The organism is Halochromatium sp. NSM3, from assembly GCF_059621085.1.
In genome coordinates, this window is sequence record NZ_JCAQIA010000005.1 from 61,136 (window position 1) to 75,685 (window position 14,550).

At 64.2% G+C, this 14,550-nt stretch carries 18 protein-coding genes; 13 read left to right on the forward strand and 5 right to left on the reverse strand.

Going from position 1 to position 14,550, the window contains the following annotated elements:
• Window positions 1-58: 58 nt before the first annotated feature.
• From AC54T3_RS03515 to AC54T3_RS03525, 3 genes are all read left to right on the forward strand, one after another.
• Entirely contained in the window at window positions 59-868 is an 810-nt protein-coding gene (locus AC54T3_RS03515; protein WP_496622378.1) for a DUF2092 domain-containing protein, read from the forward strand.
• A gap of 41 nt (window positions 869-909) precedes the next feature.
• Window positions 910-1,134 carry a hypothetical protein gene (locus AC54T3_RS03520; protein WP_496622380.1) on the forward strand — a complete coding sequence of 75 codons (225 nt, stop codon included), beginning with the start codon at window positions 910-912 and terminating at the stop codon, window positions 1,132-1,134.
• A 118-nt stretch (window positions 1,135-1,252) separates the two neighbouring features.
• The gene (locus AC54T3_RS03525; RefSeq protein ID WP_496622510.1) at window positions 1,253-1,396 is read left to right on the forward strand and encodes a hypothetical protein; all 144 of its coding nucleotides are present in this window, start codon (window positions 1,253-1,255) and stop codon (window positions 1,394-1,396) included.
• Between the two features lie 30 nt (window positions 1,397-1,426).
• Here AC54T3_RS03525 and AC54T3_RS03530 read toward each other — a convergent pair whose 3' ends face one another.
• The 4 genes from AC54T3_RS03530 to AC54T3_RS03545 form a co-directional block, all read right to left on the reverse strand.
• Complete coding sequence (locus AC54T3_RS03530) at window positions 1,427-1,738, reverse strand: helix-turn-helix domain-containing protein (protein WP_496622382.1); 312 nt, start codon at window positions 1,736-1,738, stop codon at window positions 1,427-1,429.
• Window positions 1,739-1,807: 69 nt separating this feature from the next.
• On the reverse strand, window positions 1,808-2,032 hold the full coding sequence (locus tag AC54T3_RS03535) for a hypothetical protein (RefSeq protein WP_496622384.1): 225 nt from the start codon (window positions 2,030-2,032) through the stop codon (window positions 1,808-1,810).
• A gap of 239 nt (window positions 2,033-2,271) precedes the next feature.
• Window positions 2,272-3,303 (reverse strand): alpha/beta hydrolase, encoded by a 1,032-nt coding sequence (locus AC54T3_RS03540; RefSeq protein ID WP_496622386.1) that lies wholly within the window; start codon window positions 3,301-3,303, stop codon window positions 2,272-2,274.
• Between the two features lie 322 nt (window positions 3,304-3,625).
• The gene (locus AC54T3_RS03545) at window positions 3,626-4,699 is read right to left on the reverse strand and encodes an AraC family transcriptional regulator (RefSeq protein ID WP_496622388.1); all 1,074 of its coding nucleotides are present in this window, start codon (window positions 4,697-4,699) and stop codon (window positions 3,626-3,628) included.
• A gap of 85 nt (window positions 4,700-4,784) precedes the next feature.
• Between AC54T3_RS03545 and AC54T3_RS03550 the strand changes: the two genes are divergently transcribed.
• The 10 genes from AC54T3_RS03550 to AC54T3_RS03595 all read left to right on the forward strand — a co-directional run bounded on the left by AC54T3_RS03550 (window position 4,785) and on the right by AC54T3_RS03595 (window position 14,013).
• Window positions 4,785-6,218 (forward strand): multiheme c-type cytochrome, encoded by a 1,434-nt coding sequence (locus AC54T3_RS03550; RefSeq protein ID WP_496622390.1) that lies wholly within the window; start codon window positions 4,785-4,787, stop codon window positions 6,216-6,218.
• A 7-nt stretch (window positions 6,219-6,225) separates the two neighbouring features.
• Window positions 6,226-7,083: a tetratricopeptide repeat protein gene (locus tag AC54T3_RS03555; protein ID WP_496622392.1), complete on the forward strand. Its 858-nt coding sequence runs from the start codon at window positions 6,226-6,228 to the stop codon at window positions 7,081-7,083.
• Between the two features lie 255 nt (window positions 7,084-7,338).
• The gene (locus tag AC54T3_RS03560) at window positions 7,339-8,271 is read left to right on the forward strand and encodes a metal ABC transporter solute-binding protein, Zn/Mn family (RefSeq protein ID WP_496622394.1); all 933 of its coding nucleotides are present in this window, start codon (window positions 7,339-7,341) and stop codon (window positions 8,269-8,271) included.
• Entirely contained in the window at window positions 8,268-9,104 is an 837-nt protein-coding gene (locus AC54T3_RS03565; RefSeq protein ID WP_496622396.1) for a metal ABC transporter ATP-binding protein, read from the forward strand. The genes AC54T3_RS03560 and AC54T3_RS03565 overlap by 4 nt, the downstream gene beginning before the upstream one ends.
• Window positions 9,097-9,954, forward strand: coding sequence for a metal ABC transporter permease (locus AC54T3_RS03570; RefSeq protein ID WP_496622512.1), 858 nt, complete (start codon window positions 9,097-9,099; stop codon window positions 9,952-9,954). The genes AC54T3_RS03565 and AC54T3_RS03570 overlap by 8 nt, the downstream gene beginning before the upstream one ends.
• A complete protein-coding gene (locus AC54T3_RS03575; protein ID WP_496622397.1) occupies window positions 9,954-10,409 on the forward strand; it encodes a transcriptional repressor in 456 nt (151 codons plus the stop codon). The genes AC54T3_RS03570 and AC54T3_RS03575 overlap by 1 nt, the downstream gene beginning before the upstream one ends.
• A gap of 10 nt (window positions 10,410-10,419) precedes the next feature.
• Window positions 10,420-11,175, forward strand: a complete 756-nt coding sequence (locus AC54T3_RS03580) for a DUF2796 domain-containing protein (RefSeq protein ID WP_496622399.1) — start codon at window positions 10,420-10,422, stop codon at window positions 11,173-11,175.
• Window positions 11,176-11,178: 3 nt separating this feature from the next.
• A complete protein-coding gene (locus AC54T3_RS03585) occupies window positions 11,179-11,913 on the forward strand; it encodes an ABC transporter ATP-binding protein (protein ID WP_496622401.1) in 735 nt (244 codons plus the stop codon).
• 24 nt (window positions 11,914-11,937) lie between these two features.
• Window positions 11,938-13,197, forward strand: coding sequence for an ABC transporter permease (locus tag AC54T3_RS03590; protein WP_496622403.1), 1,260 nt, complete (start codon window positions 11,938-11,940; stop codon window positions 13,195-13,197).
• A 255-nt stretch (window positions 13,198-13,452) separates the two neighbouring features.
• Window positions 13,453-14,013 (forward strand): DUF3299 domain-containing protein, encoded by a 561-nt coding sequence (locus AC54T3_RS03595; RefSeq protein WP_496622405.1) that lies wholly within the window; start codon window positions 13,453-13,455, stop codon window positions 14,011-14,013.
• Between the two features lie 42 nt (window positions 14,014-14,055).
• Here AC54T3_RS03595 and nudB read toward each other — a convergent pair whose 3' ends face one another.
• Window positions 14,056-14,532, reverse strand: a complete 477-nt coding sequence (gene nudB, locus AC54T3_RS03600; protein WP_496622407.1) for a dihydroneopterin triphosphate diphosphatase — start codon at window positions 14,530-14,532, stop codon at window positions 14,056-14,058.
• Window positions 14,533-14,550: the final 18 nt, after the last annotated feature.

The following is a 14,550-nucleotide window of genomic DNA, read 5'->3' on the forward strand; positions in this document are numbered from 1 at the left end:
CGCCCCTAATCCCTAATCCCTCGCCCCTTACTCATAACCAAGTTCAGGACACATCACCATGCCAAACACCTCCCTCTTGTCCCGCGCGGCAGCCAAAGTTGCTCGCACTCCGCTCTGTGGTCTGGCCTTGACCACCGCGCTCATTGTCGCTACGCCCACGGCCATCGCCCAAGACGGTGACGCCAAGGCCATCCTCAAGGCCATGGCCGACTATGTCAGCGGCCAAGAGACCATCGTGCTCAGCTTCGACAGTTCCATCGAGATCATCACGCCCGAGATCGAAAAGATCCAATTCACCAACTCAGGCAGTATGCTGCTGAGCCGCCCGGACAGATTGAAAGCCAGCCGCACCGGCGGCTATGCCGATGTTGAGTTGCTGTTCGATGGCAAGACCGTCAGCATCCTCGGCAAGAACCTGAACGGGTATGCGCAGTTCGAAGGCCCTGACAGCGTCGATGCGCTCATCGAGCAACTGCGCACGGGGCAAGGCATCGCGCTGCCGGGCGCCGACCTGCTGTTGTCCAACGCCTACGAGGCATTGAGCGCTGGCATCATCGAGGCCAAGCACATCGGGCGTGGCGTGATCGGCGGCATCGACTGCGAGCATCTGGCCTTCCGCAATGCCGACACCGACTGGCAACTCTGGGTGGAGGTCGGCGAGCAACCGATCCCGCGCCAACTGGTGATCACCAGCAAGACCCTGGCCGCGGCACCGCAATACAGCCTGCGCATCACCGACTGGTCAACCGAGGTTGCGCCGGACGCCGCTGCCTTCCGCTTCACCCCACCCGAAGGGGCGGAAAAGCTCGACCCCGACGCTTTGATCGAGCTTGACGAACTGCCGCCGCCGGGCCCGGTGGCAGAATAATCATGAGCCAGCGCGGACGGGCTGACGTATAGACGCGGCCGATGCAACCGACCGATGTGCTGCTCGGCATGTTCGACACCATGCTGGCGACCATTGCGCGCTATCGGTTGGCGTCCTATCGGTTGGCGTCCTATCCCCCAGACATCCTGTTCGATATTCCGGACAACATCTGCGAAACCCATGAGTTCTATAAGGCCACGCCATTGATCGCCGCCGGCCGTTTCTGGGCGCGCAAGTGTCTCGACCGCCTGGTCGATCCGACATAGGGGAGGGTTCCACTTTCGCGCCGAGGCTCTGCCTCGATACGCCGTCCTGGCGGCTCTGCCGCTCGAATCGAAGGATCACGAGAATCGACATGGGCAAGAGCCGCGCCGGATCGTCGCCATCGGCTCAGTCGCAGGGTATCGCGGTCGCGCGACCAACTACGCCTATGGCGCCACCAAAGGTGTCCTGGAAATCTTTCTCTCCGGTCTGCGCCAGCGCTTGCACAAGAGCGGCGTTAGGGTCTGCTGGTTAACTGGTCGTTGACCGCTGCCGGCCGGGCGCGCTTCGCTCTGGCTACTGAGCCAACTCGCGCAACACCTCGGGATGGCGCACAGCGACCTTGAACAGGGTCTGGGCGGCCCCGGAAGGCTGGCGCTTTCCCTGTTCCCACCCCTGCAAGGTCCGCACCGACACCCCGAGCAGGGCGGCAAACTGGGATTGCGACAGCCCCGCCTGTTGGCGCGCGGCGATGACCGGCGAGTACACCACCGTGCCCTGGCCGGCCTTCATCTGGCGGATGGATTCGAGCAGGTCTTCGCCCAGGTCGCGCCCGTCCTCGAAGGCGTCCAGCTCGGCATCAGTGAGTGGTTGAGCGGTCGATGGCATGTCGGATCTCCAGCAGTTGGCTTGCGGACAGGTTGCCGCGTTCGGATTTGGCATACAGCACCAGCAGGATCAACGCGCCATTCTCAAACTGGTGTAATAAATTACCCGCACCCCGGCTGATTCCCCGGATCCGGCGCGACTCCAGCGGACTTTGCGCAAGCCATTCGTACCAGGAATCACATCGCCAGCCAATGGGTTGGCGGCCAGGAAAGCCGCAAAGGCACCGCGCTCTTCTTCACGCCAGTAGCGCGGCCAGAGCTTGGAGAACAGCGGGGTTTCGATGACGCTGAACATGCTCGACAGCATACGCCCCTGAGGTACGAAGGCAAGTCACTTGACGGGAGTCGTTCAGGAACCGGCGCGCAGATGGTCGCGACAAGAGCCTGGCGTCCGGTCTTTCGGTCGGGCGACTGCGGTGACTCCAGCATTGTTTCACGGCTTGTGCTCCTGTCGTGATCGGGACATCAACAGCGTTCGGCATGCGCGTCTCCTCGGCGGCGTGTTGATTGGGTTGTGCGAATTGGATCAAGCAATCAGTTGCCGATGATACGAATCGGCACACCAGAGAGGAGCTGATTGAGGGCGGGCAGGTTGGATTCACCGAAGCGCCCGGCGGAATTCAGCCCAGCGCCGATCAGTTGCACCACCTCGGGAGAGCCGACGAACTTGGAGTGGCTGCCGGAGCTGGAATTGTTGATCTCGGACAGGTCGATGACCGTCACGCCCAGCGGCTCCAATTGCTCGGCATCAGCAGCGCCGACGCGCGGCACGCCGCCGGCGATCCGGCGCGACAGATTCAGCGCGATGTCGTCCTTGGAGACCAGCAGGTACATCTTCTTGCGAATCGCCGGGGCCAGTTGGGCAAGCTGGGTGCGGAACAGGTCAAGATCGATGTCGGGCGAGGCGAGCATGATGTGGTTGATGGTTGCGCGGCGACCGAGGGTGCCGGCCTGCTGGGCGTCAACCAGGCCTTCCATGGTCAGGAAGGTGCCCATCGAATGCGCGAAGATGTCCACGCTTTCTGTTTGGGTGCGCACCAGGATATCGGACATGTCCTTGATCTTGCCGCGGGCGATGAGAGCGCTGTTCAGATCGTAAACATAGCGCTCCAACTTGGCCGCCGACGCCCAGGTGAAAAGCACCGGTACGCCCTGAAAGCCGGTGTCCTCGACAAATTGCGCCAGGAGCAGCAGCGCGTCGCTGGTGGTGGTGTTGTAGCCGTGCACAAACAGCAGCAGCGTGCGTTTGCCGACCGCACGGGTCGCGAGTTCGCGGTCGATCTCGGCGATGAAGGACGCATCCGTGCGGTACACCGTCGGATTGACAATCGCAAACTCGGTGCGCGGGTCGGGCGGCAGCCGCTTGGGCCGCTCAAGCTGACCAACCGCATGGTTCGGCGGAATAGTGACATCGACCGAGGCAAGGCCCAATTCCGGCGCGCGCTCTCCCGAGAAGAAGGCCCCGACCTCCTCGGTCGCCGCCCGCGTGGTGACAATAAAGGTACGGTGCCGGCGCAGGTCGGGTATGGACGCCACCGGCGCTGCCGGGTTGTCGATACCGACCAACTGCGGTGGCGGCGTCGCGCAGCCCTGGGCGAGTAGAGCAACCGTGATGGTGACTAAGCCGGCGAGGTGCTTCAGAGGCATTGGGTTAGCTTAGGGAGGTGGGTGGATGGTCTGAAGGATCAGCGCACGCCATCGAATGCGATCTCCGCAGCCAGGGCGTCGAACAGAGCATCCGGGGTCAGAAGACCAGCACCCGGCGATGAATGACAAAGGTCAATGATCCGCGCGGTCGCGATTATCGCGAATCGAAGGGCGTTTTGATTGACATTTCACGACATTTTTTAGCGATTTCACACGCGCTGTCGCGAAGTGAATGGAAGCGTCAGTTGCCAGACCGGCAAGCGGCGCGCCAGGCGCTCGGCGAGACGCCGGCCCAGCGGCGAAAGGCGCGGGTAAAAGCGGTGATATCGGCATAGCCCAGGGTGAAGGCCAACTCCTGCATCGGTTGGTTGCCATCGCGCAACAGCTGGCGGGCGATGCGATAACGGCTCTCATCGAGCAGCGCCTTGAAGCTGGTGCCTTCCGCCTGCAAGCGTCGATTCATGCTGCGCGGGTGCAGCCCAAACAGCGCCGCGATCTGCTGCAGATGCAGCCCGCTGGCCGGCGCGCCGTCAACCAGCAAGCGCCGCAGTATCCGTCGCACCCGTTCATGGAGCAAAACATCGGCCAGTGCCTCCAGGCTTGCGACTTCGGCCTGCGCCTGCGCAAAGGCTGCCGCGTCGGCACTGGGTAGCGGGCGGGCGAGATCAGCGGCGGGAAAGCCCACGACGGCAAAGGAGGCGGCAAAATGCAGTCGGGCGCGGAAATGCGCCTGGTAAGGTGCCAGTTGCTCAGGCGACGGTCGACATAACCAGACGGCGTTCGCCCGCCAAGTGGGGCCGACCAGGGCGCGGATCAGGTTATAGCTGATCGCCACCGTGCCGTCGTAAATCTGCTCGGTGCCCGGCACATCCGGCCAGTGAATGACATAGCCCAGACGGGCCTGGTCTCCTCGCTCCCACAGCAGCGGCACGGCGCCACGATCATGCAGATGCAGGTGCAGAATGATCAAGCGCAGCGCCGTGCCTAGATCAGGCGCGACCCGTGCCATCGCGCCGATCACCCCCAAGACGTCAAGCCCCAGGCGCCGTCCGAGTTCCAGCCCCAGATGCGGGCAAGCGGTCACCCGCGCGCAGTGCGCGAGCAAACGCCCGAGCGCGGGAAAAGTAATGGTCTTGTCCGCATCATCGAAAGCGGCCAGGTCGCCGCCACCCTCACGAATGGTCTGATCCGGATCCACACCCATCTCCGCCAGCAGTCGCGGCAAGCCGAGCAAGGGCGCCATTCGAATCGCGCCGTCGCCAACCAGGGTTTGCGCCGCCGGCGAGCGCCGGAGACCGGGATCTGAGGTGTTCAACTGCAACTCCGCGCGCGACAATAGAACCAGATAGACAAGACCATTGGATGACACGAACACTTCAGCACCTACGATCAGATGCATCTTGACCAGCGTCCTGCTCGCCTGGCTCGCGTACGCCGCTGCCGACGCCGAGCCAAGCTACGTCGGACGTGCCCAATGCGCAACATGTCACGCCGAAGAGAACGCCCGCTGGAGTGGCTCTCACCATGACCTGGCCATGCAGGAGGCGAGCGACACCTCGGTGCTGGGGGATTTCGATGACGCCCGCTTCGAGCAGTTTGGCGTCACCTCCCGCTTTTACCGCCAGGATGGCGCTTTTATGGTGCGCACCGAGGGGCCGGATGGCGCCTTGCACGATTACCCGATCAAATACACTTTCGGCGTCTATCCGCTGCAGCAATACCTGATCGCCTTTCCCGGTGGGCGGCTGCAGGCGCTCGACATCGCCTGGGACAGCCGCCCCGAGGCAGAAGGCGGGCAGCGTTGGATGCATCTGCACCCGGACGACCCAGTGCGCCACGATGACGTGCTGCACTGGACCGGGCCGAACCTGAACTGGAATTTCATGTGCGCCGATTGCCACTCCACCCATCTGCGCAAAGGCTATGACCCCGCCAGCGACAGCTATCAAACCACCTGGTCCGAAATCGATGTCTCCTGCGAGGCCTGCCATGGCCCTGGCTCCCGACATCTGGAGTGGGCCGAAGCAACCGCGCGCGGCGAGGCATCGGAGATCCCGGATCGGGGCCTGACGGTTCGGTTGGACGAACGCGCCGGGGTCGCCTGGCGGATCGACCCGGACACCGCCCTGGCCAAGCGCTCCAAGCCGCGCACGAGCGCCAAGGAGATACAGGTTTGTGCCCGCTGCCATAGCCGCCGCAGCCAGATGACCGATCACACCTTTGCCGGGCAGTCCTTTCTGGATGGGTTCCAGCCCGCATTCTTGACCGAAGGACTCTACTATCCGGACGGCCAGATGCACGACGAGGTCTACGTCTGGGGCTCCTTCCTGCAGAGCAAGATGCACCAGGCCGGCGTCACCTGCTCCGATTGCCATGATCCTCATGCCGCCGACCTGCGCTTTCCGGGTGATGCCACCTGTTTCCAGTGTCACTCCCCGGCACGCTATGCGCGTGCGGCACATCACTTCCATTCGCAAGAGTCGCGCGGGGCCAGTTGCATCGAATGTCACATGCCGCCGACCGCCTTCATGGTGGTGGACGCCCGCCACGATCACAGCTTCCGCATCCCGCGCCCGGATCTGTCCCTGGCCATGGGCACGCCGAACGCCTGTACTCAATGCCACGCGGACAAAACCGACGCATGGGCCGCGCAGCTCATTGCGACCTGGTATGGCGATGCGCCGCAGCCATTGGCGCTCTATGCGCAGGCCATGCAGGCGGCGCGCACCGGGGCGCCTGGCCGCTGGCCAACGGCTGCAAGCCATCGCCGCCAACCCGCAGCAGCCAGCGATCACTCGCGCCACGGCGTTGCACGCGCTGGCAGGCTATCCTGACAACGCCATGCTGACCCAGGTCCAACAAGGACTCACTGCCGCTGAGCCCTTGCTGCGGCTCGGCGCGCTGCACGCCTTGGAGCCACTCGGGCCGGCGCTGCGGCGGCTCGCCATCCCGCTGCTAGGAGATGCGCACAAAGCCATCCGCATCGAAGCCGCCCGCTTGCTCGCTGGCGTGCCAGCGGAGTCTTTACCGGCCGAGGTGAAGGACAGGCTGGCCGCAGCGATCGAGGAATACATCGCGGTCCAAGCCTTCAACGCCGAGCGTCCCGAAGCCCAGCTGAACCTGGGCGTGCTTTACGCTGACCTGGGCCGTTATCAGAAGGCCGAGCAGGCCTATCGCCAAGCCATTGCGCAGCAACCCCAGTTTGTTCCGGCCTATGTCAACCTGGCGCAGTTATTCAGTGAACGCGGGCAGGAGCCAGCCGCCGAGCGCCTATTGCGGCAGGGGCTGACTCGCAATCCAGACAGCACCGATCTGCACCATGCGCTGGGTCTGTCGTTGGTGTGCCAGCAGCGGCTCGATCAGGCCTTAGTCGCTCTCGCCGAAGCCGCCGAACTCGCACCGGATAACCTGCGTTACGGCTATGTCCAGGCCGTGGCGTTGCAAACGAATGGCCAGACAGCGGCGGCCATTCAGGTGCTCGAACGCCTTGATCAGCAGCGCCCCGAAGATCGCGACATCTTGTCCGCCTTGGTGGGCTACCATCGCCAGATCGGCGAGGACGCCCAGGCGCTCGAGTACGCCCGCCGGTTACTGAAACAAGCACCGGACAACCCCTCGGCGCAGGCATTGGCACGCCAGCTTGAATTCTCGACCGACGCGAACCAGCCCCAGCCCCCTCCTGCCGAACAGACCCGATAAAACCCAACAGGCCACCGAGGCGATGGCCATCGCTCACCTCAACGCCCGTTGAATCCTCTCCGAGTAGGCTCGGGATATGTAAATTTCGGTCATAGCGGTCCATCGTCGGCGCTCCTCTGATCTCTTTAACGGCCTGCGGCGTCGAGCTTAGGGACGTTCTAGCGTGACACCGACAGCAGGGTGTTATAATGTTTCGGAAATAGGGTGCCGATTGATACCGAGGTTCCAACCGTGCGCAGTTTGATGTCGCTTTTCGTGCTTTCGCTCTTGTCTGCGGGTCTACCTGCGTTCGCCGATGCGGAGCGACCCGCACTCAAGGTCTTTGCCAGCGTGTTGCCGGTTCAGACCTTCGTCGATGCCGTGGGAGGCGAGCGCGTCGATACCGAGGTCATGGTGCGACCAGGGCACAGCCCGGCCACCTACGACCCAAGCCCGAAACAGGTCGCGGCCCTCGCCGAGGCCGATCTCTATGTCCGCGTCGGCGTCCCCTTCGAGAACGCCTGGATGAAACGCATCCAGGCCGCGAATCCGGGGATGCCGATCCTCGATCTGCGTGACGGGCTGCCATTGCGGACCCTCGAGGCGCACGATCATGGCCACGACCATGCTCACGATCAGGAGCATGCTCACCCTGATCAGGACGCCGAGGCCATGGACCCGCACATCTGGACCAGCCCGCCACTCGTGCGCGCGATGGCCATCGCCATCCGCGAGCGCCTGAGCGCACTCGATCCCGAAGGTGCGGCGCTCTACGCACGCAATCAGCAGCGCTTCGATGCCGAACTTCAGGCCTTGCATGAGGATCTCGAGGCCCGCTTGGCCGAACTCGACCATCGCACCTTTCTGGTCTATCACCCGGCCTGGGGCTATTTTGCCGACACCTACGATCTCGAACAGATCCCGATCGAGCGCGCCGGCAAGGAACCCGGGCCGCGCCGGCTCTCGGCATTGATCGAACAAGCGCAAGCCACCGGCGCCCGGGCCATCATCGTGCAGCCGGAGTTCGATCAACGCGCCGCCCAACAGATCGCCCGGAGCATCGGCGGGCGGGTCGAGTCGGCAACCCCGCTGGCTGCGGATTACGCCGCCAATCTGCGCCGCTTCGCGCGCATCCTGGTCGAGGCCAACACCACCGGGCCCGCAGCACCCGCTGATCCGACATCCAATCGATCAACGCACGCGCCATGAAGCCCAGCTCCGCCGCCATTGAGATTCAGCATGTTGGTTTCGCCTATGGCGACGTGCCGGTGCTGGAAGATGTCAGTGTGCAGGTCGAGGCCGGTGAATTCCTCGGGCTCGTCGGCCCCAATGCCGGTGGCAAGAGTACGCTGTTGAAGCTCATCCTCGGCCTGCTCAGCCCCCAGCAAGGCCACATCCAGGTCCTCGGCCGCACGCCGAAACAGGCAAGACGCCACCTCGGTTATGTGCCGCAATACCCGGCCTTCCCACGCGAGTTTCCGATTCAGGTGCTCGATGTGGTGCTCATGGGCCGGCTCGGGCTCGGTGCCAAACCCTGGCACGCTGTGGGCGGCTGGCGCCGTGCTGATCGACAGATCGCGCGGCGCACATTGGCCGATGTTGAGGCTGGCGATCTCGCGGCGGCGCCCATCGGCTCGCTGTCGGGGGGACAATTGCAGCGCGTGCTCCTCGCGCGCGCTCTGGTTGGCGAGCCCGAGATCCTGATCCTCGACGAGCCGACCGCGAATATCGATCAGCGTCTGGAAGGCGAGATCTTCGAGCTGCTCGGTGAGTTGAACACCCATCTGACCATCGTCGTGGTCTCACACGATATCGGCTTCATCTCGAGCTATGTCAGTCGGGTAGCCTGCCTGAATCGTACCCTGGTCTGTCACCGCACCGAGGCCGTCGATGGTGATGTTATCAATGACCTCTATGGTGAGCGGGTGCGCCTGATCAGCCATGCGCACGGGGGAAGCCACGGGCATGATCAAGAGGCCTCCACCCTCGCTGCTCGGCCGCGTACACCGCAACCCCATCATGGGCACACCGAGCATGGCTGAATTCTTCAACGCGCTGGTCCAACACGGCTTTCTTCAGCAAGCTTTGATCGCCGGGCTGCTCGCCAGCATTGGCTGTGGACTGATCGGCCCCTTCGTCGTCGTCAAACGCATCACCTTCCTGGCCGGCGGCATTGCTCACTCGGTGCTCGCGGGCATGGGGGCGGCCCTGTTCTATGGCTACGACCCGCTCAGTGGCGCCTTGGCTGCGGCCGTGGTCGCGGCCTTATTGATCGGCTGGGTCAGGCTGCGCTGGCGCACCGGAGAGGACACCGCGATCGGTGCGCTCTGGGCCATCGGCATGGCGGTCGGCATCCTCTTCGTCTCGCAAACACCCGGCTATGCCACCGACTTGATGAGCTTTCTGTTCGGCAACATCCTCTTGGTCCCAAAACGCGAACTCGGGTTCATGGCCATGCTCGACCTGGTCCTGCTGGTGACCGTCGCGCTGTTTTATCGGCACTTCGTCGCCATTGCCTTCGACGACGAGTTCGCGCGCTTGCGAGGCGTTCCCGTCGACCTCTTCTATTTGCTGTTGCTGGTGCTGGTGGCAGTTACGGTGGTGCTGATGATCCAGGTCGTTGGCCTGATCCTGGTCATCGCGCTGCTGACACTACCGGCGGCGGTCGCCGGTCAATGGACCAGAACCCTGGCCGGCATGATGATGGGCGCGACGGTGATCGGCGCCCTCCTCACCGGCGGGGGGCTGGCCCTGTCCTACGCGCCTGATCTGCCTACGGGGCCAACCATCATCCTGCTGGCTGGGGCGCTTTATCTGGTATCCGCCATGACGGCCAATGTCCTCGCCAAGCGGCGCGCGCGCAGAGCGGTACGAGCAACCACGACACCCTAATGGACGAAGAGACCCTGCACCAAGCCCTGAGCACGGCCGAACGGCTGTGCGCGCAACGCGGCGTGCGCTTCACCGCGCAACGTCGCCGGGTCCTGGAACTCGTCTGTCGCGCCGAACGTCCAGTCGGCGCCTACGAGATCCTCGACCACTTGCGCGAGGGCTCCACGGCGGCACCGCCGACGGTCTACCGGGCGCTCGATTTCCTGCTCGAGCAAGGATTGGTGCACAAGCTGGAAACCCTGCATGCGTTCATCGGTTGTACCCATCCCGAGCACCCGCACGCGAGCCAGTTCTTGATCTGCGCCGATTGCGGGCGCGTCAATGAACTCGAGAGCGAGGCCATTGCCGGGAGTCTGCGCGCCCTGGAGCAAGAGACGGGGTTTCGTCCTGAGCGCCCGGTGATCGAAGTCCTCGGCACCTGCGCGCATTGCACCCATAAGACCAGCAAGACCTGAGGATCAGCCGATGTCGTTGACTAGATCCACCTCGCGCCCGGCTTCTCGCCCATCGTCTCGCATCGCCTTCCTCTGCGGACTCACGCTCGCTGTGCTCGGCACCGACAACGGTCTTGCCCAAAGCGACGATGAGCAGCAGACCGGCTATCGCGAACAGCGCGCTCATGTGCATGGTGTCGGCCACCTCAACATCGCGGTGGAGGGCGACCTGCTGCTGATCGAGCTGATCAGTCCCGCCATGGACCTGCTCGGCTTCGAGCACGCACCGCGAACCGAGGCGCAGCGCCAGGCGATCGAAACGACGCGGGCGCTGTTGCAAGCGCCGCAACAGTTGTTCGCGCCCACGCCCGCAGCCGGTTGTGTGTTGACGGCCACCGAGGTCGATCTCGATCTCGGTGAGCCGATCGGGGAACAGCCTGCGCCCGAACGCCATGCGCATGCACAGGATCACGAGCATGACTACGGACAAGCACAGGAACTGGAGCAGGAGCACGGGCACGGGCACGGGTATGAAGACGAGAACGAGCACCACGCGCATGAACAGGATCATGGGCATGAACACGAACTTGCGCCCGCGCATGACGACCATGCTGATATTGACGCAAGTTATGCCTTCGACTGCCGGCAGCCACAGAATCTCACCGAACTCACGATCGGATTCTTCGATGCCTTTCCCGGCGCACAGCGATTGCAAATCCAGCTGCTCACCGAGACTCGCCAGGATGCGTTCGAGCTGACCCCAAACGACCGGCGTCTCGACTTCTGACGCATGACTCCGCTCGTCTCCCTGCATGAGCTACGCTTTCGTTGGCAAGCGCGGGGCCCGGATGTGCTCGCGATCGACAGGCTCGAAGTCGCCGCTGGGGAGCGCCTGTTCGTCGAGGGGCCGAGTGGCAGTGGCAAGAGCACCCTGCTCGGCCTGCTGGCCGGCGTCAACCAACCGCAACGGGGGCGTATCGAGGTGCTCGGCCAGCGGCTCGACCAGCTCGGCTCGGCGGCGCGCGATCGCTTCCGCGCCGATCATATCGGTTACATCTTCCAGCTCTTCAATCTGATCCCTTATCTCGGCATCGTCGACAACGTGACCTTACCCGCGCGCTTCTCGCGCCGCCGTCGCGCGCGGGCCCTGGCCCGCTCGCCGAGCCTGGCGGCCGAGGCCCAGCGCCTGCTCGGCCATCTGGATCTCGACCAGCCGGGCCTGTCGCGGCAAGCGGTGAGCGCGCTCAGCATCGGTCAGCAGCAGCGCGTGGCCGCCGCACGGGCGCTGTTCGGCGCCCCCGAACTGTTGATCGCCGACGAGCCGACCTCGTCGCTGGATGCCGATCGCCGCCGCGCCTTCCTTGAGCTGCTGTTCGCCGAGTGCGCCGAGATGGGCTCGACGCTGGTCTTCGTCAGTCACGACGCCAGCCTCGAAGCGCTCTTCGATCGCACCGTGCGACTGCCGGAGTTGAATCGGACCGCGCAGAGCCGCCCGACCGCGACCATGACCTCGCCCACGCCCTGAGCACGGCGACGCACCCTCATCCCCATGGCCATCCTCCGACTCGCCCTGCAAAGCCTGCTCAACCGGCGCTTCACCGCGCTGCTGACGCTGCTCTCGATCGCCCTCAGCGTCGCGCTGCTGCTTGGCGTCGAGCGCATCCGCACCGAGGCGCGCGCCAGCTTCGCCAACACCCTCTCCGGCACCGATCTCATCGTCGGCGCACGCAGCGGACCGGTGCAGTTGATGTTGTACTCGGTGTTTCGCATCGGTAACGCCACCAACAACCTCTCCTGGCAGAGCTATCAGGAGATCGCGGCGATGCCGCGCGTGGCCTGGACGGTGCCGCTCTCGCTCGGCGATTCGCATCGTGGCTTTCCGGTGCTGGGCACCAGCGCCGCCTATTTCGACCATTACCGCTACGGGCGTAACAAGCCGCTGGTACTGGCCAAAGGCGAGCGCTTCGACGGTCTCTACGACGCCGTGCTCGGCGCCGAGGTCGCGGCCAAGCTCGGCTATCGGCTCGGCGATGCGATCATCATCGCCCACGGTGCCAGCGATGTGAGCTTCAGCCGCCATGAGGACAAGCCGTTTCGGATCGTCGGCATCCTGGAGCGGACCGGCACGCCAGTTGATCGCAGCGTTCACGTCAGCCTGGAGGCGATCGAGGCGATCCACTTCGGCTGGGAGAGAGGCGCGCCGATGCGAGGACTCGACATCGATGCCGAGCGGGCGCGCACCATGGACCTGACGCCGAAGACCATCACCGCGATGCTAGTCGGACTGGAATCGCGCATCGCCACCTTTGCATTGCAGCGCCGCATCAACGAGTACCCGCAGGAGCCCTTGCTTGCGGTGCTACCGGGCGTTGCACTCTCCGAACTCTGGTCGGTGATCGGGCTCGCCGAGAACGCGCTGCTGGTGGTCTCCGGCTTCGTCGTGCTGGTCGGCCTGATCGGCATGCTCACCGCCCTGCTGATCGGACTCGAGGGCCGCCGGCGCGAGCTGGCGATCCTACGCTCGCTCGGCGCGCGACCAGCCCAAGTACTCGGGCTCATCATCGGCGAGGCTCTGCTGTTGACGGTGCTCGGGATGCTGGCCGGCCTTGGGCTCCTGATCGCGCTCTTCGCGCTCGGCCAGCCGCTGCTCGAGGCACGACTTGGCCTGCAATTCAACCTTGGACTGCCCAAGCCGCGCGAATGGCTGCTGCTAGGCGCGGTGCTGGCCACCGGCCTGCTGGTCGGGCTGATCCCCGGCTGGCGCGCCTATCGGATGTCGCTGAGCAGCGGCCTCGCGTTGCGACTCTAAGACGCTCAACCGCTCATAACAGAGACGCCATTGATCGTTGATGCGAATGCTATGCTGACCGTATCAAATCGAACGCGCGCCCCACACATGACCCAATTTCACAGCGCTGCATCCCTTTGCATCTTCTCACTCGACGCCAGGCCGGCAAAGCCGTGGCCTGTGCAACAGCGATGGAGCGCCGCTGAATCAGCACCAGAGGCGGACGGACGTACTCCAGGCCCTCGGCGGCCGCATCGGGTCCGCCAAGCCTGGTCAATGCTCGGGCTTTTGGCACTGCTGCTCGCAGGCTGTGGGGGTGCGTCGGACGACGGCAATGGCCTCACCGACGAGGAGTTTGCACTCGAGGCCCCGGATGGGAGCGCGGTCGAACTCTCCTGGGACGACCTGATCCCGGCCGATTGGCAGCCGGAGGCGCTGATGGAGGAGTACGACGCCGAGAACCTTAGCGACGATGATCCGCGCGCCCTGGAATTGATGGACAAACTCAGGGCGCTCTGGGCCGAGGCTCCGGTGGTCGAGGCGCTCGATGGTCGTCAGGTGCGCCTACCCGGATTCGTGGTGCCGCTGGAGATCGACGCGACCAGCATCCGGGAGTTCCTGCTGGTGCCCTACTTCGGTGCCTGCATCCATGTTCCGCCACCACCGGCGAATCAGACCATCCTGGTCACCACGCCGGATGATCAACCCTATCCCGGCGGTCTCTTCGATACCGTGTGGGTCGAGGGCCATCTGCGCGTCGAGCCCTTCAGCGACGAACTCGGTGATGCCGGCTACCAGATCGAAGACGCCAAGGTCAGCCTCTACGAGGAGCGTTGATCAGCCCAACGGGCTGAGCGCATTTCCCTATCAACGGCCTGTCTAAGCGGGCTCGAAGTGCAAGGGCGCTTGCTGGCAGAGCAGCGCGAGCAGCCGCATCGCCTCACGATTCGTCCAAGAGCCGGCGAGTTCGATGGCTTTCTCAAACGGCAGCCAAAGCACCTGGCTGTGCTCGGCCGGATCGATGCGGATATGCCGCCGATAGGGAAGCCGCAGCGCGAACCAATGCTCGCGATTGAAGCAGATGCCCTGTGCGTAGCGTTTGCGCCAGGGGTTGATGATCGGGAACAGACGCGACTGATGCAGATCGATCAACCCGGAGGCGCCGAGCAGGCCTGTCTCTTCCTTCAGCTCGCGCAATGCCGCGTTGCGCGGGGATTCACCCGGCATCAGACTGCCGGTGACCGATTGCCAGAAACCGCTCGGCTTGACGCGATTGAGCAGCATGAACTCGCCGGCAGTGTTGAAGACCACCACCAGCACCGAAATCGGACGCTTGAAGGTTTCTTTCACGCTCATATCTCGTGGCCCCTCATC